Source organism: Malonomonas rubra (assembly GCF_003247215.1).
GTDB lineage: Bacteria > Desulfobacterota > Desulfuromonadia > Desulfuromonadales > Geopsychrobacteraceae > Malonomonas > Malonomonas rubra_A.
The window spans coordinates 15,863-39,448 of sequence record NZ_QKAP01000100.1 but is presented as its reverse complement, the minus strand read 5'-3'; the positions used below and the strand labels follow the sequence as shown (position 1 = coordinate 39,448).

General features: G+C 52.6%; 18 protein-coding genes. 14 read left to right on the top strand and 4 right to left on the bottom strand.

What is annotated here, in order from left to right; translation table 11 throughout:
• A partial coding sequence (locus Q7J88_RS10775; RefSeq protein ID WP_303722202.1) for an Rne/Rng family ribonuclease occupies positions 1-2,139 on the bottom strand: 2,139 nt, incomplete at its 3' end.
• 478 nt (positions 2,140-2,617) lie between these two features.
• On the opposite strand from Q7J88_RS10775, the gene Q7J88_RS10770 reads away from it, so the two are divergent.
• The 5 genes from Q7J88_RS10770 to Q7J88_RS10750 all read left to right on the top strand — a co-directional run bounded on the left by Q7J88_RS10770 (position 2,618) and on the right by Q7J88_RS10750 (position 10,191).
• On the top strand, positions 2,618-3,910 hold the full coding sequence (locus Q7J88_RS10770) for a TolC family protein (protein WP_303722205.1): 1,293 nt from the start codon (positions 2,618-2,620) through the stop codon (positions 3,908-3,910).
• 99 nt (positions 3,911-4,009) lie between these two features.
• Positions 4,010-5,449 carry an efflux RND transporter periplasmic adaptor subunit gene (locus Q7J88_RS10765; protein ID WP_303722201.1) on the top strand — a complete coding sequence of 480 codons (1,440 nt, stop codon included), beginning with the start codon at positions 4,010-4,012 and terminating at the stop codon, positions 5,447-5,449.
• A 21-nt stretch (positions 5,450-5,470) separates the two neighbouring features.
• Entirely contained in the window at positions 5,471-8,749 is a 3,279-nt protein-coding gene (locus Q7J88_RS10760) for an efflux RND transporter permease subunit (protein ID WP_303722200.1), read from the top strand.
• A gap of 53 nt (positions 8,750-8,802) precedes the next feature.
• Positions 8,803-9,354, top strand: a complete 552-nt coding sequence (locus Q7J88_RS10755) for a hypothetical protein (protein ID WP_303722199.1) — start codon at positions 8,803-8,805, stop codon at positions 9,352-9,354.
• Positions 9,355-9,495: 141 nt separating this feature from the next.
• On the top strand, positions 9,496-10,191 hold the full coding sequence (locus tag Q7J88_RS10750; protein WP_303722198.1) for an AAA family ATPase: 696 nt from the start codon (positions 9,496-9,498) through the stop codon (positions 10,189-10,191).
• A 94-nt stretch (positions 10,192-10,285) separates the two neighbouring features.
• Here Q7J88_RS10750 and Q7J88_RS10745 read toward each other — a convergent pair whose 3' ends face one another.
• From Q7J88_RS10745 to Q7J88_RS10735, 3 genes are read right to left on the bottom strand one after another with little or no spacing between them, the layout of a single operon-like run.
• A complete protein-coding gene (locus tag Q7J88_RS10745; protein WP_303722197.1) occupies positions 10,286-12,673 on the bottom strand; it encodes a bifunctional diguanylate cyclase/phosphodiesterase in 2,388 nt (795 codons plus the stop codon).
• Between the two features lie 21 nt (positions 12,674-12,694).
• On the bottom strand, positions 12,695-12,949 hold the full coding sequence (locus Q7J88_RS10740) for a sulfurtransferase TusA family protein (protein ID WP_303722196.1): 255 nt from the start codon (positions 12,947-12,949) through the stop codon (positions 12,695-12,697).
• Between the two features lie 14 nt (positions 12,950-12,963).
• Positions 12,964-14,013 carry a YeeE/YedE thiosulfate transporter family protein gene (locus tag Q7J88_RS10735; protein ID WP_303722195.1) on the bottom strand — a complete coding sequence of 350 codons (1,050 nt, stop codon included), beginning with the start codon at positions 14,011-14,013 and terminating at the stop codon, positions 12,964-12,966.
• A gap of 267 nt (positions 14,014-14,280) precedes the next feature.
• Between Q7J88_RS10735 and Q7J88_RS10730 the strand changes: the two genes are divergently transcribed.
• The 9 genes from Q7J88_RS10730 to Q7J88_RS10690 all read left to right on the top strand — a co-directional run bounded on the left by Q7J88_RS10730 (position 14,281) and on the right by Q7J88_RS10690 (position 23,552).
• Positions 14,281-16,203 carry an ABC-F family ATP-binding cassette domain-containing protein gene (locus Q7J88_RS10730; RefSeq protein ID WP_369682016.1) on the top strand — a complete coding sequence of 641 codons (1,923 nt, stop codon included), beginning with the start codon at positions 14,281-14,283 and terminating at the stop codon, positions 16,201-16,203.
• Positions 16,176-17,231 carry a ParA family protein gene (locus Q7J88_RS10725; RefSeq protein WP_303722192.1) on the top strand — a complete coding sequence of 352 codons (1,056 nt, stop codon included), beginning with the start codon at positions 16,176-16,178 and terminating at the stop codon, positions 17,229-17,231. Before Q7J88_RS10730 ends, Q7J88_RS10725 begins: the two co-directional genes overlap by 28 nt.
• Positions 17,213-17,461 (top strand): hypothetical protein, encoded by a 249-nt coding sequence (locus Q7J88_RS10720; RefSeq protein ID WP_303722191.1) that lies wholly within the window; start codon positions 17,213-17,215, stop codon positions 17,459-17,461. Before Q7J88_RS10725 ends, Q7J88_RS10720 begins: the two co-directional genes overlap by 19 nt.
• 81 nt (positions 17,462-17,542) lie before the next feature.
• Positions 17,543-18,484 carry a hypothetical protein gene (locus Q7J88_RS10715; RefSeq protein ID WP_303722190.1) on the top strand — a complete coding sequence of 314 codons (942 nt, stop codon included), beginning with the start codon at positions 17,543-17,545 and terminating at the stop codon, positions 18,482-18,484.
• Between the two features lie 157 nt (positions 18,485-18,641).
• A complete protein-coding gene (locus Q7J88_RS10710; protein WP_303722189.1) occupies positions 18,642-19,757 on the top strand; it encodes a branched-chain amino acid ABC transporter substrate-binding protein in 1,116 nt (371 codons plus the stop codon).
• Positions 19,758-19,941: 184 nt separating this feature from the next.
• Positions 19,942-20,844, top strand: a complete 903-nt coding sequence (locus Q7J88_RS10705) for a branched-chain amino acid ABC transporter permease (RefSeq protein WP_303722188.1) — start codon at positions 19,942-19,944, stop codon at positions 20,842-20,844.
• Between the two features lie 12 nt (positions 20,845-20,856).
• Positions 20,857-22,062: a high-affinity branched-chain amino acid ABC transporter permease LivM gene (gene livM / locus Q7J88_RS10700; protein WP_369682015.1), complete on the top strand. Its 1,206-nt coding sequence runs from the start codon at positions 20,857-20,859 to the stop codon at positions 22,060-22,062.
• On the top strand, positions 22,055-22,852 hold the full coding sequence (locus tag Q7J88_RS10695; protein ID WP_303722186.1) for an ABC transporter ATP-binding protein: 798 nt from the start codon (positions 22,055-22,057) through the stop codon (positions 22,850-22,852). Before livM ends, Q7J88_RS10695 begins: the two co-directional genes overlap by 8 nt.
• Positions 22,845-23,552, top strand: coding sequence for an ABC transporter ATP-binding protein (locus Q7J88_RS10690; protein ID WP_303722185.1), 708 nt, complete (start codon positions 22,845-22,847; stop codon positions 23,550-23,552). The genes Q7J88_RS10695 and Q7J88_RS10690 overlap by 8 nt, the downstream gene beginning before the upstream one ends.
• Positions 23,553-23,586 lie beyond the last annotated feature (34 nt).

Here is a 23,586-nt window from a genome sequence, read left to right as displayed (position 1 = left end):
TTCCGGTTTCGCTGCTTCCGGCTGTGCGGTTTCTGCTGCGGGCTCTTCCGCCTTCTTGGTGGTGCGGCGGGTGCGGCGCTTCGGCTTTTCCTCTTCCACAACCGTTTCCGGCTTCGCAGTTTCTGCTGCGGACTCTTCCGTTGCCGATTCCGACTTCGCAACTGTGGATGCGGGCTCTTCCGCCTTCTTGGTGGTGCGGCGGGTGCGCCGTTTCGTATCCTTCTCTTTGGCAACCTGTTCAGCCATTGTCGTTTCGGCTAGAGCCTCTGCGGCCTTTTGATCGGCAGTTGACTGCGGTTGCTCATCAATCGGAGCGCTGACTTCTTTGGCACTAGCTTCTTTTTCGACAGTTGGCGGCGTGCTGAACTCTGCAGGTTCCTCTTCTGCTACAACCGTTTGTTCGATCGTTTCCGCTGCTTCTGTGCCCAGCTCACCGCCTGCCTCTGGACGTCGGTCAGATTTACGACGACGACGACGACGACGGCGACGGCTCTTTTTCTCTTCTTGGGTTTCCTCTGGCGTAGTTTCAGCCTCCGCTTCCGTGGTAACGGTTTCTTCTGTTTCCTGGACTTCGACCTTTTCCTCTTGTTGAGCAGCCGCTAATGCGCTCTCGATCTGGTTGGCGTGGGTTACCGGGGCGATATCACGACTGTTTTCTTCACTTTTCTCCCGCTTGTGCAACTCGAGATCAAGTTCTCCAGGTTTCATGCCGGCACGGCCGAAGATGGTGACTTGCAGGTTGAGTTTCTGTTCCAAGTCTACCAATGAGTGTCGTTTACGGTTCAACAGGTCGTTGGCAACGTCGAGCGGGACCCAGGCTTCGATATGACCGATATGCCCTTTCGAGGCTGCGGCGTGAATCTGGCGTAACAGACCGACCGCCTGGTTCTCCGCGCTTTTGATCCGGCCTTTTCCCTGGCAGTGTGGGCAGTCGAGGTAGGAACCGACGCTCAAAGTCGGTTTCAGCCGCTGGCGACTCATTTCCAGCAGCCCGAACTGGCTGATCCTTCCCACCGACACCTTCGCCTTGTCTTCCCGGAGTGCCTTGCGCAGTTCATGTTCGACTTCGCGGATATGTTTGCGGTCACGCATGTCGATAAAGTCTATCACCACCAGACCGCCAAGGTCGCGCAGGCGTAACTGGCGGCCGATTTCGATGGCGGCTTCAATATTGGTTTTTGCCGCAGTCGCTTCAATGCCGCTCTCGCTCGACATTTTCCCCGAGTTGACGTCAATAGCGACCAGCGCCTCGGTCTGATCGATGACGATCGACCCGCCGGAAGGGAGGGGGATCTGGTTTTTCGCCAGAGTTTCGATCTGCTCCTCGATCTGGTAGCGAGAGAAAATCGGCCTTTTTTCACGATGCTGTTTGACCAGATAGGCCAGTTCTGGCATCACCAGGGAGAAGAAGTCCTTGGTATCCTGAAAAACTTTTTCATCGTCGATCAGCACTTCGTCCATTTCGGTGCTGAAATAGTCGCGGATCGAACGGATGACCAGATTCGATTCCTGGTAAAGTTGAGCTGGCGCCTTGATCTGATCCTTGCGCGCGACTATCCCTTCAAACAGGCGAACCAGATAATCAAAATCCCGCTTCAGCTCTTCCTTTTCCTTGCCGATTCCTGCCGTGCGGACGATATAGCCCATCCGCTCTGGCAGGTTGAGTTCGGCCATGGTGTGCTTCAGTTTTTTACGCTCTGGATCATCTTGAATCTTGCGCGAGACTCCCTTGGTGCTGCTGTCGGGCATCAACACCATGTAACGGCCAGGAATCGACAGGTTGGTGGTTAGCGCCGCCCCTTTACTGCCTCGTTCTTCCTTGACGATCTGAACGAGGATTTCCTGGCCGCGCTGCAGGATGTCGTTGATTCGAGGCCGCCCCTTGGTTTCATCTTTCGGGGGGTAGAGGTTAGGATGGATTTCACCGATTTGCAGGAAACCTAGCTTCTCGGCGCCGTAATCGACAAAAGCGGCCTGCAGCCCGGATTCAACCCGAACCACCACCGCTTTGTAAATGTTGCCTTTGGTCTGTTCCTGTCCTGCGATCTCGATATCGAGTTCGCTCAATAGTCCATCGACAACGATCGCTACCCGGTTTTCTTCCGGATGCGATGCGTTGATCAGCATCTTCTTGCTCATTATTTTGTTAAACCTTTCCGGCCGCCTTCGCTGGCGGGTTGGCCCGAATCCACGCCGGTTCGACCTCTCCGCTATGCGGGGTCTTCAGCTGGTCTTCGGAAGAATTATGGATGGAGCCAAGGGCGGCGCCCGGTACCATCAAACTTTTTTACTATGCTTTAGCCGTCTCGACGCAGCTTTGCGGAGACACGCTTAGGCTCGAATTGTTGTCGGAACTATAACAGATATGGGGCATCTGTAAATCATAATTGACGTGATAGCGTTTTTTTCTGTTGTCATTTCGCACTATTTTCGGCGCTTCTCTGATCTGCAGAATATCCTTTTATGGGTGTAGAATATTCTCCGTTTGGCTATTTCATATTCTTAAATAATTTTGCTAACCATAGGAAATAAAGAGAAAATTCCTTTTGGCATAAATGCTGATTATTAAGCAGAAGGAATTATTGATTGTTGCCGGTCTATGGAGATTGTTTTGGATGTGAAACAGTTGAAAAAATTCACTTTGCTGACAGTTGCACTGCTGCTCGTAGGCACAAATATTTTTGCACAAGAGAGTGTTCAACTGCAACAACTGCTCAGGGAAGCCGATAGTAACCCCCCACTGAAAGCTGCCTATGAGCAGATTGCTGTGGCTGATGCAAAGATTGCGCAGGCAAACTCATTACCGGATCCGGTTCTGTCGTTGGCCTTGTCGAGTTATCCGGTCGACACGCTCGACTCTGCTCAGACTCCGATGACCGGCAATGAAATAAAGCTGGCGCAGATGTTTCCATTTCCGGGCAAGCTGAATGCAAAGGGGGAGGTCGCGGCACAACGCAGCCGTTGGTTCTCTTTTGCCTATCAGGATGCCCGCCTGCAGGTGCGCAAACAGGTTAAGGATGCCTGGTACCGGTTGCTTTTCCAGCGCCAGGCGATCGAGCTGACCGAGCGTAACCTCAAGGTGCTCGATGACTTCATCAAGTTAACCGAGACCCGTTACCAGGTTGGCAAAGGGCTGCAGCAGAACGTTTTAAAAGCGCACCTGCAGCGCTCAAAACAGTTGGACAAGCTAATTGCTCTGCAGCAGCAGGAGATGGCGACGCTGGCCGAATTAAACAGCCTGGCAGGGCGGGAGACGACCACGGAGCTGGTGACCGATGAGCAATTGGAAGCTTACGTTGGTCAGTTCGATGTGACTGCGCTGCAACAACAGGCCGCTGAAAAAAGGCCTATGTTTGAAGCTTTTGCTGCTCTGATCGAGCAGTACGAAACACAGCGGAAACTCGCCAAACTCGATTACCGCCCCGACTTTACGCTCTGGGCTAGTTATCGCTTCCGGGATGATGCGCTTTCTGATGGAGGCACCGATTTTGTCAGTGCCGGCCTCAGCTTCAATCTGCCGGTCAGGAATGGGCGGCGGGCGGCGGCCGTGGCCGAAGCCGATTCGCTGCTCCGGCAGGCGTATCAGAAACGTAACGATTTTAGCAATCAGGTCAATCTAAAAGTTCATCAGGCGTTGACTCGTTTTGAACAGGCCAGCAAGTTGGCTGAACTCTACCGGACCGGTATCATCCCTCAGTCCAATCAGACCTTTGAAGCCACGTTAAGCGCCTACCAGGTTGACAAGGTCGATTTTCTCGATTTGCTCGATTCGCTGATGACCCTCTATCGGTATGAAATTGAGCATATCAAGGCAATCAGTGATCAGTATCGCAGTTTGGCAAGTCTGGAAGCGGCTGCCGGGCTGGAGATTGACCTTCTGCCGCAACAGGAAAACTCTGTCGAAGGATAAATGATGCGTATTTTGGTAAAGACATGTCTTGTTTTATTACCCGTTGTACTGCTTGCAGTGGGTGTTTTTCTCACCACGGATATGAGCTTTCGAACTCCGATGATTGCCGGCCCAGAACTGAGTCATGCAGAAGATGGACAGGATGTTCATCAGCCTGAGGAAGGGGTTAAGTACACCTGCGGCATGCACCCGATGATTATCTCCGACGAGCCGGGTACCTGCCCAATCTGTGGCATGGACCTGACCCCGATGAAGGAAGGGACTGGCGGTTCTGCTGCTGCGGCTGTAAGTGGTGACCGCAAGATCAAATACTGGCAGGCGCCGATGGATCCGACCTATATCCGTGACGAACCGGGTAAGTCGCCGATGGGGATGGACCTGATTCCGGTTTACGAGGATGAGGCGACCGGCGGCGCGATGATCACCATCGATCCGACCACCATCCAGAACATGGGCGTGCGCACTGCAGGGGTGACCCGTGGTGACCTGTCGCGCACCATCCGTACCGTCGGGCTGGTCAGTTATGAAGAGCCGAAGCAGTATGTCGTAAACGCCAAGATCGCCGGTTGGGTGGAGAAGCTCTACGTGGCCGAAACCGGTCAGCAGGTGAACCAGGGGCAGAAACTGCTGGAAATCTACAGCCCGGAACTGGTCACCGCGCAGCAGGAACTGCTGCTGGCGCGCGATAACTATGATTCGTTGAAAGACAGCAGCTTCCCGCAGATCTCCGAGAGCGCCAAGCGCCTGCTCGAAGCATCGCGCAAGCGGCTGCAGCTTTGGGATGTGAGCAAAAAGCAGATCGAGCGGCTGGAAAAAACCGGCGAGGTGCGTAAAAACGTCACCCTGTATGCTCCCTATGACGGCATCGTCACAATGAAGATGGTCAGCGAGGGGATGTACGTCAAACCGGGGGTAACCCTGCTCAATCTGGCCGATCTCTCCAAAGTCTGGGTGCTTGCAGACATCTACGAATATCAGCTGCCCTGGGTGAAAGTCGGGCAACAGGCCGAGGTGGTGCTGCCGTACGTCAATGATCGTCGCTTCAGCGCACATGTCAGCTATCTCTACCCCTATGTCGAAGGGAAGACTCGCACCGTGAAGGCCAGGTTGGAACTGGATAACACCGATTTCGAATTGCGCCCCGACATGTATGTCACCGTCTACCTGAAAGGAGAGCAGGTCGATGATGCGTTGATTATTCCGCAGGAAGCGGTCCTGTACTCCGGTGAGAAGGAAACGGTCTTTGTCGCCCTTTCCGGAGGCCGGTTCGAGCCACGGTTAATCAAGACCGGTCTGCAGGGGGAAAACGGTCATATCGAGGTCAGCCAGGGACTGTTCGAAGGAGAACAGGTGGTGACCAGCGCCCAGTTCATGCTCGATTCGGAGAGCAAACTACGCGAGGCGATCCAAAAAATGCTCAACCCGAGCCGAGCTGAATCCCCGCAAAAAGCTAGCAGCGACGGAGGCGACAATCTGGACAACCTGTTCGGGGACGAGCAGCAGACCGAAAAAAAAGAACTCGAAGATCTGTTCAACTAATCGACCAACAGGGGACTACTAATGCTGGAAAAAATCATCGAATGGTCGATCAAGAATAAATTCATGGTCCTGTTGCTGACCTTCTTCCTGATTGTCGGTGGCCTCTACGCCCTGAAAAATACCCCGCTCGACGCGATCCCCGACCTGTCGGACGTGCAGGTGATCGTTTTCACCGAGTATCCGGGGCAGGCGCCGCAGGTTGTCGAGGATCAGGTCACCTACCCGCTGACTACGCAGATGCTGGCGGTGCCGCAGGCGAAAACGGTGCGTGGCTATTCCTTCTTCGGGCTCTCTTTCGTTTACATCATTTTCGAGGATGGTACCGACCTCTACTGGGCGCGTTCGCGGGTGCTCGAGTATCTCAATTATGCTGCCGGCAAGCTGCCGAAAGGGGTGACTCCGAGCCTCGGTCCGGACGCCACCGGGGTTGGCTGGATTTATGAGTATACCCTCGAGAGCGATAATCACGACTTGCAACAACTGCGTTCGATCCAGGACTGGTACCTGCGCTATGAACTGACCTCGGTTGATGGCGTCTCCGAAGTTGCTTCGGTCGGTGGTTACGTAAAGCAGTATCAGGTCGAGGTCGATCCCGACCGCCTGCTCGCATACCACATCGGTATTCCGAAGATCCGCATGGCGATTCAGAAAAGCAACAACGACGTTGGTGGCCGGCTGGTGGAGATGGCCGAGACCGAATTCATGGTGCGCGGGCTTGGCTATATCAAGTCGGTGCAGGACCTGGAATCAGTGGTGGTAGGCACGGACGGGCAGGGGACACCAATCCTGCTGCGCGACGTGGCGCGGGTGACCGTCGGTCCGGAACTGCGTCGCGGTGTCGCCGAGCTGGATGGCCAGGGTGAGGCAGTTGGTGGCGTGGTGGTGATGCGCTACGGCGAGAACGCCCTGAAGACCATCGAGAACGTTAAGAAGAAGCTAGAGGAACTCAAAGCTGGTCTGCCGAAAGGGGTGACCATCAAGACAGTTTATGATCGTAGCGGTTTGATTGAGCGGGCGGTCGACACACTGAAAGAGAAGCTGATCGAAGAGAGCATTGTCGTTGCTGTGGTGACCGCGCTGTTCCTCTTCCACTTGCCCAGCTCACTGGTGGCGATCTTCACTCTGCCGGTCGCGATCCTGATCTCCTTTATCATCATGGGTTGGCAGGGAATCAACGCCAACATCATGAGTCTCGGCGGGATCGCCATCGCCATCGGCGCGATGATCGATGCGGCGATCATCATGATCGAAAACGCCCACAAGCATCTGGAGCATGATCGTGGCAAGTTGAAGCACTGGGAGATCATCACCAACGCTTCCAAAGAAGTCGGCCCGGCGCTGTTTTACTCGCTGCTGGTGATCACCGTTTCCTTCTTTCCGGTCTTCAGCCTTGGCGAGCAGTCGGGGCGGATGTTCAAGCCGCTGGCTTACACCAAAACTTATGCCATGGGCGCAGCGGCGTTGCTGTCGATCACCATCGTGCCGGTGCTGATGGGCTGGTTTATCCGTGGCAAGATTCCCGATGAAGAAAAAAACCCGATCAACCGGGTGCTGATTAAGCTCTATCACCCGGTGGTCGATTTTGTACTGCGCTTCCGCAAGGTTGTGTTGCTGGTTGCGGTTCTGATCACCGTTTCGATCTTCGTGCCGATCAAGCGGATGGGCTCGGAGTTCATGCCGCCGCTCTACGAGGGGGATCTGCTCTATATGCCGACCACCCTGCCGGGAATTTCGATCACCAAGGCGCGCGAACTGTTGCAGCAGACCGACCGGATCATAGCCCAGTTCCCGGAAGTTGAGCGGGTCTTCGGCAAGGTCGGACGTGCTGAAACGGCTACAGATCCGGCTCCCCTAGCGATGCTGGAAACCACCATTATGCTCAAGCCGGAAGATCAGTGGCGGACGGTACCGAAGCAGCGCTTTTATTCCGGCTGGCCGGAGTTGCTCGAGTGGTTGAAGAAACCGCTCCGGTGGGCTTTGCCGGAGGAGGGTCCGATCAGTGTCGAGGAGCTGAAAAGTCGGCTGAACGACGCGATCAAGTTCCCGGGGCTGACCAACGCCTGGACGATGCCGATCAAAACCCGCATCGACATGCTCTCCACCGGTATCAAGACCCCAGTCGGCATCAAGGTGATGGGGGATGATCTGGAGACCCTGTCTCGGATCGGCGAGCAGATTGAGGCGGTGGTGCGGGACATTCCCGGTACCCTGAGCGCCTTCTCTGAGCGGGTGGTCGGTGGCAACTATTTCGATTTCGAGGTAGATCGTGAGGCGGTGGCCCGCTACGGACTGACTGTCGGCGATGTGCAAGACACCATCAAGTCGGCGATCGGCGGGATGAACGTATCGCAGACGGTTGAGGGGCTGGAACGATACCCGATCAATATTCGCTATGCGCGAGATTACCGTAACGATTTGCAATCGCTGCAGCGGGTGCTGATCCCAACCCCGACCGGGCAGCAGATTCCGATTTCGCAGGTGGCGCAGATCAAGATCCGCAAGGGCCCGCCGGGGATCAAGAGCGAGAACGCGCGGCGCACCGCCTGGGTTTTCGTCGATCTGAAAGGGGTCGATGTCGGCACCTATGTCAAGCGTGCCCAGCAGGTGGTGGAAGAGAAGGTCAAGCTGCCACCCGGCTACAACCTGATCTGGAGCGGCCAGTACGAGTACATGCAGGCGGCCGCCGCCAAACTACAGGTGGTGATCCCGCTGACTCTGCTGATCATCTTCGTGATCATCTACATGAACACCAAGTCGATGATCAAAACGGCGATCATTTTCATCGCCCTGCCGCTTTCTTTGGTCGGCTGCTTCTGGTATCTTTACCTGCTCGGGTATAATATGTCGGTGGCGGTCTGGGTCGGGATTATCGCCCTGGCCGGGATTTCCGCTGAAACCGGGGTGGTGATGCTGCTCTACCTCGATCTGGCCTTCGAAATGTGGAAGGAAAAAGGGCGGCTGAACACCCGTGGGGATCTGGTGCAGGCGATCCATCACGGAGCGGTCAAGCGGATCCGGCCGAAGATCATGACCATCTGCGTGATTATCGCTGGTCTGGTGCCGATCATGTGGAGCCACGGCGCCGGGGCCGACGTGATGAAGCGGATCGCCGCACCGATGGTCGGTGGGGTGATCACCTCGGGAGTGATGGAATTGCTGGTTTTCCCGGTGATCTATTTCCTGTGGCGGGGGATGAAACTGGATAAAGATATGACCCCGACCGATGCCCAGGAGTTGGTCGAGAATGGAACCTATATCGAGCGGCCCAGCCGCGAACTGGTCGATACGAATTACGAATAGAGACCCTAACCTTGGATATAATATCCAGCAACCCCAAAACAGGAGAACAAACGATGAAGAAATTTTTTGTACTGATGCTGATGGTAACTTTGATGCTGCCGGTTGGTGCAATGGCGATGAGTCACGAGGAGCACGGCAGCCATGACAAAATGATGGACATGGACCATGACAGCATGGAAAAGATGGAACATGGCAAGGCGATGGACATGGACCATGACAGCATGGAAAAGATGGAACATGGCAGTGGCATGGATATGGGCGGCAAGATGATCATGCTGCAGGACGAAGAGGTTGATGGGGTCATGGGGGCGGCTCATCTGCTTGATGTGAAAGAGAAAATGGCCGCGCATGGCATGTCGCAGACTCATCACCTGATGATCGGGTTTATGAATAACGAAGGTGATGCTTTGGGCGATGGTACCGTCGCTGTCAAGGTCGAAGCCCCCGATGGCAATGTGAGCGAACCGATCATGATGATGGGGATGAAAGACGCGTTTGGCGCCGATATCACCCTCGACCAGAAAGGGACGTACCACTTTGCGATCGGCACCAAACTGGCCGACGGCAAAAAGCGGACTTTCCATATGCACTACGACAACAAGTGATCAGCAAAAAATAAGTGTATTAAAGGCCTCTGCCAAAACGTAGAGGCCTTTTCTTTTGTCGATGGTGCGAAAATTTGTTTGTGGTCAGGTATAATTTAAACATCCGCGTAACGAACCAGCTTAGTAGAAAGGGGGCAGTTTATGGCAAATCGTGATTTCTGGACTCCGCAACTGGAAGCGAAACTGCACGCATGGCACCAGATTCAGCTGATTGCTGACGCAAAAAAGCCGGCGCCCTGCTTTACTATTGCCCGGGAGTTCGGTTGCCAGGCCTATCCTTTGGCAGAAGAATTGGTCAAGCGGCTCAATTCACGGGTGGACGGTGAACCCTGGGTTGTTATCGGCAGTGAAATTATTGATGAAGTGGCGCGCTTGTCCGGTTTCAGTGTCGATCAGATAGAAAAGTCTCGGGATACACCCTCCTCCTTGAAGGCGATTTTTTCCATGTTCCTCGACAACAGCCGGGCTGAGGAAACCGAGGTGTTTACCCATCTGCGCAACGTAATCCGCGGTTTTGCAATACGCGGTAATTGTGTGTTGGTTGGCCGCGGCGGGGTTTTTGCTGCTCAGGACCTCCCCAACTGTATTCACCTGCGTTTGGTTGCGGATTATGATTTTCGGGTGAAGAAAATTATGACTTCGCACAAGATGAGCAAGGCCGATGCGGAGCAGTTTATCGAACTTCATCAAAAACAGCGGGATGATTTTATCAAGCGCTTTGCTGATGCCTCGCTCGATGATGCGCGGCTTTATCACTTGGTGATCAACAACGGTCGAATGGACGTCGAGGTGGCTGCAGAGTTGATCGAGGATTATTTGATCCGGTTGAAATCATGAGATAGGTTGTTTTGTTAAAATTTACCAAAGGGCCGCTCGTTGATCGGCCCTTTATCCGTTGTGTCTGTTGACAAGATTCTGATCCTCAAATTCGTTAACTGTTGAAGAAGCAGAACGGATTGTTGTTGCTGGGATCGAGGATACGAGCTACCAACTGTTCTCTGGTCAACGGTTTGCTGAAGTAATATCCTTGAACTTCGTCACACTCTTTTTCCCGTAAGAATTCGAGTTCCGTTTTCTTCTCGACCCCTTCGGCAACAACCCTGATGCCGAGGATGTGGGCCATGACGATGATCGCCTCGGTGATGGCCGCATCGTCCGGATGGGCAGCCATCTTCTGGATGAACGATTTGTCGACCTTTAATCTGTCGATTGGGAAGTTGCGCAAATAGCTGAGAGAGCTATAACCGGTCCCAAAATCGTCGATCGCCAGATTCAGCCCCATTTCCTTGAGCTCGAGCAGAGTGTTTTGTGCGCTTTCGAAATTCTCCATCAAAATGCTTTCGGTGATCTCCAGTTCCAGAAACTCAGGGGATAAGTTGGATTTCTTCAGGGAGTTTCTGATGATTGCGACCAAGTCCGGGTCTTGAAACTGCTTTGCCGAAAGGTTAACCGCAATTCGCAGTGGCAAGCCACATTTGTCATGAATCGCTCGGGCTTTCTGACAGGCTGTTTCCAGCACCCAGCGGCCGATGGAGAGAATTTGGCCGGTCTCCTCGGCCAGAGGGATGAATTGATCGGGAGGAATGTCTCCTAAATCGGGGTGTTGCCAGCGCAGCAACGCTTCAAAACCCGTCATGTGACCGTTACTAAGTTTGATTTGTGGTTGATAAACTAGGCGAAATTCATTCTGCGCTAGGGCTTTGCGCAAATCATTGGCCAGAAGCAGTTTTTCCAGACCTTGCGCATTCATTTCGGAAGAATAGAAACGGTAGGTATTGCGGCCTTTTTCCTTTGCCTGATACATGGCGGTATCAGCATTCTTCAGCAATGTGTCGGGATCGTCACCATCCTCCGGGAATATCGCGATTCCGACACTGGTGGTGGTGTATACTTCTTTGTTTTCCAAAACGACTGGTGGGGTCATCGATTCAAGGATTTTGCACGCTACCAGTGAGGCATCTTCACGATTGTTGATTTCATCGACCAGAACGACGAACTCATCACCCCCCAATCGGGACACCGAATCACAATCACGCAGTGCTTTTCTCAGACGCTTGGCGACGATTTTAAGTAACTGGTCGCCTTTATCATGCCCGAGCGTATCGTTGATCCGTTTGAAGTGGTCGAGATCAATAAAAAATAGGCTAATACGGCTGAGTTTTCGTTTGGCTCGGGCGACCATCTGCCCGAGTCGATCACGCATCAGCACCCGGTTAGGTAGCCCCGTCAGGTTGTCGAAAAAGGCGAGTCGTTCGATTTTTTCTTCGTTTATCCGGCGCTGCGTGATGTCTTCGAATATCGCGGCAAAGTATCCGGGGGACAGTGGTGAGGAAGAAATCCTGAGAATGCGTTTGCTCCCATTGTAGTCGAAATCAAATTCGAAACGGGTAGTTCCCCTTTGTTTTGTTGTTGCGACGAATTGTTCAAGACAGACTGGCTTGCCGTCAAACAGGGGATAGATTCCGCTCGCTTTCTGGCCGATGATCTGTTGCCGTTTTATTCCCATAATCTTTTCGTACGAGTCGTTGACATCGAGAATCTCGTAATCGCAGGGTTCGCCATCGCTATCGTAGATGAAGCGATGCTGTGCCACTCCCTCTCGCATGGTGGAGTAGAGGGTACGATAGCGGTTTTCGCTTTCGCGCAGTTTGTCTTCGGTTTCTATCCGATCGGTAATGTCACTGTAGATCAGCACGACATGGGTAATCGCCCCCGCTGAGGTTTTTATCGGTGTGCCGATGACATGGTAGTGTCGTGAGTCTTTGATAAAGTCAGCGTTTTCTGCGACGGTTCCGATATCCATTACTTGGTTGAAGATGCAGTTTTGCGGCGGTTGCTTCTCAGCGCAAATGCAGTTGCAACAGGTCTGTCCCAAAATATTTGCTTTGTCGGCAAAGAAAAGTTGCTGACTTTTTTTATTGAAGGCCTGCAGCTTTTGTTGGTCGTCGACCAGCAAAATTGCAAGCCCGGCAGAATCGAAGATCGCTTGGATCTCTTCTTTGGCAAGTTTGAGATTTGCGTTGGTGTTTCGCAGATTTTCAAGAACCTGGGCAAAAGATTCGGTGACGATGCCGATCGGGTCGGTTTGCAGTAAAGCGACATCGTCCAACTCCTCTGTTCTCAGAGGCAGGGTTCCCATGACCTCCAGCAGGTTATTGGTTTTCGCCCGGATATAAGTGTGCAACTTTTCATTGATGGTCGATAGTTCGCACTTTTCCCGCAGCAACAGGGCCACCCTGTTTTGCAGTTCCTGCTGATCAGAAATTATTTCGTCTTGGTTGGCCTTTGTTATGTGATTTTTAGGCTGCAGTTGACTCATCGACTGGTTTGGTCCCTGTTGCTAAGGTTCCTTAAAAATCGCGATGCAATAATAGCTTTTTCGCTCTTCAATCTCCACTCGGTACCCCATGTTGCCTACCGCTTCACTGACCCGGTTGGTTGAGTCGTGGTTGTCGGTCAAAATGTTCAGCTGGAAAAGGCCTGTGCGTAAGACCTTTTTGTGCTTGTTGATTTCGCTGAGCGCCGTTAGTAGTGTCGACGGACAGATTTGCCCACAAATGTCGACCTCGATTATTTCCCTATTTGATCCGGGCATGATTCTATTTTACCTCAAGGAGTCAGCACATAGCGGGTCAATAAATGGGAGCCGATCAAGGCCCCCGGTAACAAACCGATGGTAAACAGGATGCTCTGCAGCGACAAAAGCGGTAGCCCTCCCAACAGATGCCAGACATTGCAAGCCGGTGCCATGCGTGCTGCGAACCCCATAAGTACCCCTCCGAATAGCGCCGAAATCAGCTGGACTTTCGGAATATTGAAACGAAGCAGGAATTTTCCCATACTAATAGCTGATAGCGCTGAGCCGACAAAGATTCCGCCGATAAGTGGAAACTGTACCAGCGACAGACCATCCCAGAAAGGACCAGCACCGGCATTCAGGGTTTGCCCTGATAGCGGCGACAGATACTGAAATTCTTGGCCCTGAAAATAAGAGAGATTTGCGAAATGTTCCGGGATGATCAGCTGTTCAAAAAAAGCACCGACTTTGACGTAGCTGGTCGTGATCCCGAGGGGCATACCAGTCAGGCTGAAAGAGACCAAGCCGATGACCGCTAGCAGAAGGGCGGCCGTTTGTGGTTGCAGGTATCCTTTAACAACACTGGGGCGACGTAGTAGACCGTTCTGGTGCCAGCGGAACAAGAAACCGCCGAAAATTGCCAGTACGACAAAACATGCCGATGACTGAGAGAGCCCGATCAGTTGGGGGAGGGTGGCGGCATCAGTAAAACGGGTCTGGGTTTCAAGCTGTTTCCATTGCGGGTGGAATTCCGCATAAAGAGTGCTACCTATGATCAAGCCGAGAAAAGCACAGGCGCTCGGAAAGTTACCTGCTCCCACTTTGTAGAGTGTGCCAATAACACAGCCTCCAGCCAGAACCATCCCGATGCCAAACAGCAGTCCACCAAGCAGGTTGGTCAGTGAGGGGAGTCCGAAAAGTGAAGAGGGCAGGCTGAAGCTCAGCAAGCCAAGCAGGCGGGCTGCTTCAAACAGCAGCATTGTACAGGCAATCAGCAGCACCAAACTGCGCAACAGAGGACTATTGCGGAACAGGAACAGGTCACGGAACATGCCCGCAAGACAGAAATCTGAACGATGCATGACGAAGCCGCAGCACAGACCAAGTAGCATTGATATGAGAATAATAGTTGCTTGCATTTTCTTTTATTGGATAATTTTTTATAAGCATAAATTAAAGTTAAATAATTTTCCAATAATATTTAGATAATTGTCACTTTCCTGTTTTCGATAGTTGAAAAAAAAACATGAATTTTAGGAATGAAAAGAAACGACTTGCTGGGGTGTGCGATTGCTACCGGATTGCGGTTCCATTTCTTTCGTTTGAAATTTTGTGCTATAACCGGCGCCATGTTGCAATTAAGAGAAATTACAAAATACTTTGCTGATCGGAAAATATTTTCAAAAATTGATTGGCATATCAGGCAGACTGATCGGATTGGGCTGTGTGGCGAGAACGGCGCCGGTAAATCGACCCTACTGAAGTTGTTGGCCGGCCTGGTTGAATCAGATGGTGGTAGCTTGCAAGTTGCCAAGGGTACTACGTTCGGTTATTTGCCGCAGGATGGTCTGGAACATAACGGAAGGGCACTTTTCGAAGAAGTACACAGCGCTCTGGATGAGTTGCAGGGAATGGCGCAGGAGCTCCGCGCCTTGGAAGAGAAAATGGCACAGGGCTGCGCAGATGCTGAAATGGAGCGCTACGCAGAGCTTCAGCACTTATTTGAAGAACGCGGTGGGTATCGGATGGAGGCGGAAGTCGGCCGGGTATTGACCGGTCTCGGGTTTTCCAGCGACGATTTCGGTAAGCAGTGTGAGACCTTTTCCGGTGGCTGGCAGATGCGGATTGCCTTGGCCAAGCTGCTGCTGAAAAGACCGAACCTGCTGCTGCTTGACGAGCCGACCAACCACCTCGACCTGCCAGCTCGTGACTGGCTCGAGGATTACCTGCTTGCCTACCCCTATGCAGTGGTGCTGGTTTCCCACGACCGATTTTTTCTCGATAAAGTGGTAACACGTATTGTCGAAATCTGGAACGGTGACCTGACCGAATATCCTGGCAATTACTCCAAATATGTCATCACCCGCGATGAGCGGGTTGCAACCCTAAAAGCAGCCAAGCAGCAGCAGGAAGAAGAGATCGCCCGCATCGAAGCATTCATCAGCCGCTTCCGCTATCAAGCCAATAAAGCTTCGCAGGTGCAGAGCCGGGTGAAACAGCTGGAAAAAATCGAACGGATCTCCTTGCCGCCGGAGCGCAAGAAAATCGCCTTCACTTTTCCTGCTCCACCGAAAGGGGGACGGATCGCGCTGGAGCTACTTGCGGCCTCGCAGCAATACGGTGACTTAAAGGTGTTGCAGCAGGTCGATGTCCAGATAGCGCAGAGGGAGCGAGTCGCGCTGGTCGGACCGAACGGCGCCGGGAAATCGACCCTCATGCGGCTGCTGGCGGGGGTGGAGGCACCAGTTGAGGGTGAACGCAAGGAAGGGCATAACCTGCACCTGGCCTACTTTGCCCAGGATCAGGCTGCGGAGCTGAATCCGAGTCGTGATGTCTATGCGGAGCTTTCGGCAGAATCACCGGTGGCGATGGTGCCGAAGTTGCGCAACATTCTAGGTGCGTTTCTGTTTTCTGGGGACGATATCGAAAAGCAGGTCAAGGTGCTTTCCGGTGGAGAACGCAACCGATTAGCATTGGCCAAGCTGCTATTGCGTCCGGCCAACCTACTGCTTCTCGATGAGCCGACCAACCATCTCGACTTGCAGTCTAAGCAGGTGCTTCTTGAAGCCTTGAAAGGCTATCAAGGAACCATCGTCTTTGTTTCGCATGATCGTTATTTTGTCGACCAGCTGGCGTCCCGGGTTCTGGAAGTCGGTGGCAGCAAGGTGGAATCTTTCCTCGGGAATTACGAGGATTTTCTGCTGGCCAAACAGCAGCTCGGCGATACGAGCCATAGTGCCAAACGGGTTGAGCAACAGGCACAGCAGGCAGTGCAGGAAGAGTCGCTCGACAAAGATGCTCGGCGTCAGGCGCATGCGGCGCGGAAGGACCAGCAGCGGCGTGAGAAGAAACTACAAAAGCAGTTGGCCGATGTCGAGCAGCGAATCGAGCAGCTGGAAACGGAGTTGACCGAACTGGAACAGACGATGGCTGATCCCTGTCTGTATCAGGATCAGGAGCGCTGGCGACAGATCAGCGCAGAACACGCGAGCTTGAAAGATCAGCTGGAGTTAGCCTATCAGGAATGGGAAGGCTTGCAGGGGTCAGCGTGATGGTTCATTCCCCCTATGTTGTAGTAATAGTTTCTCCATCCAGCGGTGTCGGGAAAAGTACCCTGGCCAGCAACCTGGCTGTTTATCTGAAGGGGCTTTATGAGGATCTGCCGGTTGCCTACGCCTCCAGTGACCGCGAGGCGACCTCAAAGATGTTTGCGTTGTCGAATGCTGCCGCCGGAAGTTTTGGCGATCTGCAACAGAGGAGGGAATTTGCTGAGATTCTCGCTTTCGGGGAATTCGGAGTAGAGTTTTGTCACCTCGATCCTGTCGCCATCGAGCAAGCAGATTGGTTGCGCAAAGTGCTGGCACTGACCGATTACGATGGCGTGTTGATTGTTGATCTGCCCAACGGACACGGGTTGCTGTCAGCGGCGCTCTGTGCTGCTGATCTGGTATTGGCGCCGGTAAAGGATCCCTCGGTTTTGGGCGAAGTTGTTGCACTGCGAAAAGAGTTGCTTGCCGGCGGTGGTAGCTCGGATCAGTTCTGGCTGTTGCCGAGCGAATTGGGGAAGGAGGGTTCTTACCAACATAAGGACCGGTTGCTCGATTTTCTACGTTTTGCGGCCGAGGAGCGTGGTTTCCAAGTTCTTGAGGAGACCTTGGTTGCAGATCAGCAGGTTCTGGAGTTGGCAGCGGAAAAAGCACGGCCGGTTTTAACCCGTGTCCGACAAAGCCGATTTCACCTGCAATTGCAGCGGTTGGCCGAATTTATATTGGCGCAGCGGCAGCAGCAAAACAGCTATCAAATCAGGGTTGAACGCTGGCTGCAGGATGGTTTGATCCCGGCGCGGGCACGGAGGGTTGAGTTGACCTGCCCACTTTGTTCGCGCGGTGTGCTCGGTGCGAAAGCTCACTACGTCGAATCGTTGCCGGCCCGACAGCGTATCATGCTCCACGAAACCTGCCTGACCGGGCTGTTAAAAGACTCCGGAGCCGGTTCGTTTATGGCATCTGCTGGGATATTTTTACTGAAGCCGGGGGGGGGAGCGGCGGGGACATCGGAGCAATGCGTTTGCAGGTGTTAAGTACTGAGCTTGAATTGCTCAACAGCGAATTCCTTGCAGAGAGTGAACTTGAAGTTTGGCAACCTTTATTGCGGAGGGCGACAGGTCGTCATGTAGCCGAGCTGTATAACGAACGCTTACTTGTCTCAACCGCTTATCCAGCCATTGATATCCTCAGCCATGACTGGTATCAAGGTTTTGCATCAATGAGGCAAAGCCTGCGACAGGTTGGCAGTAAAGAAATAATATAGCTGTTTTATGGGCGCCCAGTTGACAGTTTTAGCCGGATATTTTTAAATGGCTTATCTTTCATCCCATCGAGGTATTGTACGATGATTTTCCTGCCGCGAGGCGTTCCCGTCAGACAAAATGTCAATCCCGCCCGGATTAATATTCCGGAAGCGATGGAAAAATTGCGGGTTGGTAATTTTACCGGTTATCTGCGTTTCGATGCTTCTCAAGGGAACGGGATCATTATTTTCGAGCGCGGCAAATTGATAAGCGCGCTGTTCGCGCGAGCAGAGAGTGGCCCTCCGCTGATTGCCTATGATGCGATCACCAAGGTTTTTGAGGTTTCGATTCGTGGAGAGGCAATCCTCAATATCTACCGCCTCGAACCTGATCTGGCCATCGGTCTGCACACCTTGTTGCATGGAAAATATATTTACAGAGAACAGGAGCTGAAACTGATCAATGTTCGGGCTCTGCTGGATAAAGTTAAAGCGGAAAAGTTTAATGGTTGTCTGCGCATTTACGCCGAGCAGAAAACCGCTCTGATCTTTTATGACGCAGGTCATGCGCTTGGTTTCTTTCACGATGGTGCCGCTGAGCTGCAGGTTTCCGCGGATCTGTCAAAGTCTGTTGCACGACTGCCGGGAGCTAAACTCGATATGCTAGAAACTGCCAGTATCGATGATCTGGTGTTGGCAGATTTGATGGCCTCTGCCGACTTGGGACCGATCTGGCAGCGATTACGAAAATTGCTCTTAGAGGATCGCAGTAAACGTGAAGAAGAGGTGATTCGTTCTCGGCAGGAGGAGGTGGAGCAGAAACGACGGCAGGCGCTGGCCGGATTGAAGACGATCGCCGGAAACTATACCGGCAAGTTTGGAGTTTCCCAAGTTGAAAAAGCCTTTGCCGTTGTCGGCCCTGATATGCGCAAGGAAGAAATCGCCAGTTTCTTTTCCGCTATCGAGCGGCTGGCCTCTATGGTTGCCAAACCCGAAAAAGTGGCCCAGATGATTGCCGAGATGCGCAAGATCTTCAGTGGCTGAAGGAAGCAAACAGCTTTTGGAAACCCTGTCAGCAGGTGGCAGTTCCCTAGTTTTAATGGTTTGGCTTTTTTATTGACCACCAAAATGGTTTGATTTATACCTTGGTCGGTCAGCCTAAATATTTTTTTTAAACTTATATTAAGAGGAGGTTTCCCAGATGAAAAAAATTACGGTTCTATTGACTTCGGTGGTTCTATCCTTCGGCTTGGCCACCGCCGGTTTTGCGGCTGATACCATCAAGCTTGGTGTCGCCGGGCCGCATAGTGGTGACCTCGCTCCATATGGTATTCCGGCTATGAGGGCCGCTCAGCTGGTCGTCAAAAAAATTAATGCTGCTGGTGGCGTGCTTGGCAAACAGGTCGAACTGCTGATTCAGGATGATCAATGCAAGCCGGAAATGGCAACCAACGCTGCGACCAAGCTGGTCACTGATGGCGCAGATGTTGTCCTTGGTCACATCTGCTCTGGTGCCACCAAGGCTGCTCTTGGCATTTACAAGGATGCTAAAATTCCAGTTATGTCGCCATCGGCAACAAACCCGCCCCTGACACAGAGCGGCGATTATCCAAACTTCTTCCGCACCATCGCTTCTGACGATATGCAGGCAAGGTTGGCTATCAACTTCACAATCAACGATCTGGGTAAGAAAAAGATTGCCGTTCTGCATGATAAAGGTGACTATGGCAAAGGCTTCGCTGAGTTCGCCAAACAGTTCATTGAAGATTCGGGCAAAGCCGAGGTTGTCCTGTTTGAAGGCGTGACTCCAGGGGCTATGGATTACTCCTCCATTATCCAAAAAGTGCGTCGTGAAAATGCCGATGCGCTGATCTGGGGCGGTTACCACCCGGAAGCTTCCAAAATTGTTTCTCAGATGAAACGTAAGCGGATGAAAGCTGTATTTGTCTCTGATGACGGCGTCAAGGACGACAGCTTCCTTAAAGTTGCTGGCGAGGCTGCTGAAGGCGCTTACATGACTGGTCCACGTGACCTGTCGAAGAATGAGTTAAACAAGGCCGCCTACGAAGAGTTCAAGGCGGAATATGGTACAGATCCGGGTGCTTTTTACCAAGAAGGCTACTCGGCGGCTCTGGCGTTGTTGAACGCGATCGAACAGGCGGGTGGCACCGATTATGACAAGGTCGTTGAAGCATTGCACACCAAGTACGTCGAAACCCCTGTTGGCGATATCAAATTTGACAGCAAGGGTGATGCGGAAGGTGTCGGCTTTTCGGTTTACGTAGTCGAAAATGGTGCTTTTAAAGAGCTGAAATAAATTTAGCAAATATGGCGATAACCCTGAATTTCAGGCGCTGTGATTTGGTCCCATTCAGGGGGCTGGTGATGCACCAGTCCCCTGAAGCTTTGTTTACGCTATACTGATTGCACAAAAATTTCGTTACTATTTGTGGTGCCAAACTTCAGTTTGTTGCCGTCAACTCCTGCAACACGGTTTTTATATGGATTATTTTCTCGAACTCTTTCTTGGCGGGCTGACCCGGGGGAGTATCTATGCTCTGATTGCCCTAGGTTACACGATGGTTTACGGCATTATCCAGCTGATCAACTTTGCTCACGGTGAAATCTACATGATCGGCGCTTTCGTTGGCCTGATTGTGGCCGGGATTTGCACAATCTATGGATTTTCCGGGATATCGGTGCTGATACTGGCCGCGATTGCCGCTATCATCTGGGCCAGTGCTTACGGCTACACCTTGGAGAAGATCGCGTACCGACCACTGCGCGGCGCCCCGCGACTGTCACCGTTGATCAGTGCCATCGGTATGTCGATCTTTTTGCAGAACTATGTCCTGCTGGCCCAGACCTCTGACTTTCTGCCGTTTCCCAACCTGATTCCCGATTTCGAGTTCATGGAGCCGGTCGCATACTTCATCGGTTCGCCGGAACTGGTGATCCTAGTCACGACCTTTGTCACCATGATTCTGCTGACCCTGCTGATCAAGAAGACCAAGGTTGGCAAGGCGATGCGCGCCACGCAGCAGGATATGAGCATGGCCAGGCTGGTCGGCATCAACGTCGACCGGATTATCTCCCTAACCTTTGTCATCGGCTCGGCACTGGCAGCGATTGGCGGAGTGCTGGTTGCCTCCTATATCGGGCAGGTCAATTTCTACATCGGCTTTCTGGCCGGGGTTAAGGCTTTTACTGCGGCGGTCCTCGGCGGTATAGGCTCGATTCCGGGTGCGGTGCTCGGCGGACTGGTGCTCGGCTGGACCGAAAGTTTCGCCGCCGGCTATGTTTCGAGTGATTACGAAGATGTGTTCGCCTTCGGTCTGTTGGTGTTGATTCTGATCCTGCGACCGGCCGGTATCCTCGGCAAGGCCCGCAAACAGAAGGTTTAGGAGGCGAAGATGATGAAAGATTTCAAGCAGTCGATTCTGGTCTCCATCTGGTTTGTGTTCCTGACCTTTCCGTTGATGGCAGTCCGGGTCAACACTACCGAACAGGTAGTGGAATGGCGCTGGATGAGTATGGTCTGGGTAGCTATCGCCACTTTTTCCCTTTCCTATGCCTGGCGCTATCTGCTGGCACGCAAGCAGGCGAAGAAAAATGAAGAAGACATCAGTCACGGCAAACTGCAATTGCTGATGGAGGATATGGGGTTTCGCTACAAGGCGATGGGTTTACTGCTATTGCTGGCTCTGATTTTTCCGCTGGTGTTCGACACCTACCAGAACACCATCATGATCTCGGCACTGATCTATGTTGTTCTTGGTCTTGGTCTGAATATTTCGGTCGGTCTAGCCGGTTTGCTCGATCTCGGCTATGTCGCCTTTTTTGCTGTCGGTGCCTATTCTTATGCGTTATTGAATCATCATTTCGGGATCGGTTTCTGGTCTATTCTGCCGGTCGGCGGCATTTTCGGCTGCCTGTTTGGAGTGATACTCGGTTTCCCGATCCTGCGCCTTCGTGGTGACTACCTTGCGATCGTTACCCTCGGTTTCGGCATGATCATCAAGGTGGTGCTGGAGAACTGGAGTGATTTTACCTTCGGTCCGAGCGGTATTGCCAATATCGATAAGCCGGGCCTTTTTGGCATGGACATGAACATCGATTCTTCGACCACCTACATCTACTACATCATGATCGCGCTGGTGGTCTTTACCATCCTGATCACCAACCGGCTGAAAAACAGTCGCATCGGGCGGGCCTGGATCGCCCTGCGCGAGGATGAAATTGCTTGCGTGGCGATGGGGATCGACATGGCGCGGACGAAATTGTCGGCCTACGCGCTTGGTGCTTTCTGGGCCGGCATGGTCGGCGTATTGTTTGCGGCCAAGACGACCTTTATCAATCCGGCCAGCTTCACATTCATGGAGTCGGCGATCATCCTCTCGATCGTTGTCCTTGGCGGGATGGGCTCTATTCTCGGGGTGATTCTCGGTGCCTTTATTCTGATTCTTCTGCCGGAATATCTGCGGGCGTTTTCGGAATACCGGATGTTGGCGTTCGGCGCAGCAATGGTGCTGATGATGATTTTCCGCCCGCAGGGGATTATCAGTAATATCCGTACCAAGTATGAATACAAAAAATTGACGGAAGAGACCGAGCATGGCTGAAAAACATAAATTACTCGAAGTTAAAGGACTGACCATGGATTTCGGTGGCCTGCGCGCCGTTGACAGCGTCTCTCTGGAAGTTCACGAAGGGGAAATCGCGGCATTGATCGGGCCGAACGGGGCCGGGAAGACGACTTTTTTCAACTGTGTTACCGGTATCTATAATCCGACTAAAGGGGACATCCTATTGCACCCGAAGGGCTTGCCGACCCGGCGGCTGAATGGCTTGAAACCTAACAAGGTCACCGAAATGGGGCTGGCGCGGACTTTCCAGAATATCAGGCTATTCTCCGATATGACCGTGCTGGAAAACGTCATGATCGGCAGGCACTGTCGCACCAGCGCCGGCATCTTCCGTTCAATTATACGCGACAAGGGGGTGCGCAAGGAGGAACAGGAGATTGTCGAGACCAGTTATCAGTTGCTGAAAAAGGTCGGGCTGGCAGAATCTGCCAACGAGTTTGCAAAGAATCTTCCATACGGTGCACAACGGCGCTTGGAGATCGCCCGAGCGATGGCGACCGAACCGTTTTTGTTGTTGCTTGACGAACCGGCTGCCGGGATGAACCCGCAGGAAACTGGAGACTTGGATCAATTGATCTGTAAAATCAGTGAGGAAGAACAGATTGCTATTTTGCTGATCGAGCACGATATGAAACTGGTGATGAACATATCCAATCCGATTTACGTGATGGAGTACGGTAAGAAGATTGCTGAAGGAAGTCCACAACAGATCAAGGATCATCCGAAGGTCATCGAAGCGTATCTCGGGGAGGAAACCGATGCTTAAGGTCAGCAATATTCAAACATATTATGGAAACATTCAGGCCTTGAAGGATGTTTCTCTGGAAATCAAGGAGGGGGAAATTGTTACTCTAATCGGCGCCAATGGTGCTGGGAAGACCACGACTTTGATGTCAATCTGTGGCATTACCCCACCCCGTTCTGGGGAGATCTCTCTCGATGGCGATACGATCACGGGGATGAGTGCAGAAAGGATTGTCCAGAAAGGGATTGTGCAGGTGCCGGAAGGAAGGCGTATTTTCCCCGATATGACAGTACTTGAGAACCTGGAAATGGGCGCCTTTTTGCGCAAGAACAAGCAACTGGTGCAGCAGGATATGAACTATGTCATGACCCTGTTCCCGATTCTTGAAAAGCGGAAAAACCAGCTCGGCGGAACCCTTTCCGGCGGCGAACAGCAGATGCTGGCAATTTCCCGGGCGTTGATGGCCCGGCCGCGGGTGTTGCTGCTCGATGAACCGTCGCTGGGCCTGGCGCCACTGATCATCAAGCAGATTTTCGATATCCTTAAGCAGATCAACAAAGAAAACAATACGACGATCTTCTTGGTTGAGCAGAACGCCAACCAGGCGTTAAAGTTGGCTGATCGCGGCTATGTAATGGAGAATGGCTGCATTACCCTGGTCGACGATGCCGATAACCTGTTGGAAAACGATGCCGTTCGAAAGGCCTACCTCGGTTTGTGACGCTGCCGGGCATGCTCATCAGGTTTGTCGAAAA

What these genes read in the sequence shown, in the direction of transcription:
- Q7J88_RS10765 (WP_303722201.1), top strand. Translation starts at nt 4,010, where the DNA reads ATGATTGCCGGCCCAGAACTGAGTCATGCAGAAGATGGACAGGATGTT.
- Q7J88_RS10760 (WP_303722200.1), top strand. Translation starts at nt 5,471, where the DNA reads ATGCTGGAAAAAATCATCGAATGGTCGATCAAGAATAAATTCATGGTC.
- Q7J88_RS10755 (WP_303722199.1), top strand. Translation starts at nt 8,803, where the DNA reads ATGAAGAAATTTTTTGTACTGATGCTGATGGTAACTTTGATGCTGCCG.
- Q7J88_RS10750 (WP_303722198.1), top strand. Translation starts at nt 9,496, where the DNA reads ATGGCAAATCGTGATTTCTGGACTCCGCAACTGGAAGCGAAACTGCAC.
- Q7J88_RS10745 (WP_303722197.1), bottom strand. Translation starts at nt 12,673, where the DNA reads ATGAGTCAACTGCAGCCTAAAAATCACATAACAAAGGCCAACCAAGAC.
- Q7J88_RS10740 (WP_303722196.1), bottom strand. Translation starts at nt 12,949, where the DNA reads ATGCCCGGATCAAATAGGGAAATAATCGAGGTCGACATTTGTGGGCAA.
- Q7J88_RS10735 (WP_303722195.1), bottom strand. Translation starts at nt 14,013, where the DNA reads ATGCATCGTTCAGATTTCTGTCTTGCGGGCATGTTCCGTGACCTGTTC.
- Q7J88_RS10730 (WP_369682016.1), top strand. Translation starts at nt 14,281, where the DNA reads ATGTTGCAATTAAGAGAAATTACAAAATACTTTGCTGATCGGAAAATA.
- Q7J88_RS10725 (WP_303722192.1), top strand. Translation starts at nt 16,176, where the DNA reads ATGGGAAGGCTTGCAGGGGTCAGCGTGATGGTTCATTCCCCCTATGTT.
- Q7J88_RS10720 (WP_303722191.1), top strand. Translation starts at nt 17,213, where the DNA reads ATGCGTTTGCAGGTGTTAAGTACTGAGCTTGAATTGCTCAACAGCGAA.
- Q7J88_RS10715 (WP_303722190.1), top strand. Translation starts at nt 17,543, where the DNA reads ATGATTTTCCTGCCGCGAGGCGTTCCCGTCAGACAAAATGTCAATCCC.
- Q7J88_RS10710 (WP_303722189.1), top strand. Translation starts at nt 18,642, where the DNA reads ATGAAAAAAATTACGGTTCTATTGACTTCGGTGGTTCTATCCTTCGGC.
- Q7J88_RS10705 (WP_303722188.1), top strand. Translation starts at nt 19,942, where the DNA reads ATGGATTATTTTCTCGAACTCTTTCTTGGCGGGCTGACCCGGGGGAGT.
- livM (WP_369682015.1), top strand. Translation starts at nt 20,857, where the DNA reads ATGAAAGATTTCAAGCAGTCGATTCTGGTCTCCATCTGGTTTGTGTTC.
- Q7J88_RS10695 (WP_303722186.1), top strand. Translation starts at nt 22,055, where the DNA reads ATGGCTGAAAAACATAAATTACTCGAAGTTAAAGGACTGACCATGGAT.
- Q7J88_RS10690 (WP_303722185.1), top strand. Translation starts at nt 22,845, where the DNA reads ATGCTTAAGGTCAGCAATATTCAAACATATTATGGAAACATTCAGGCC.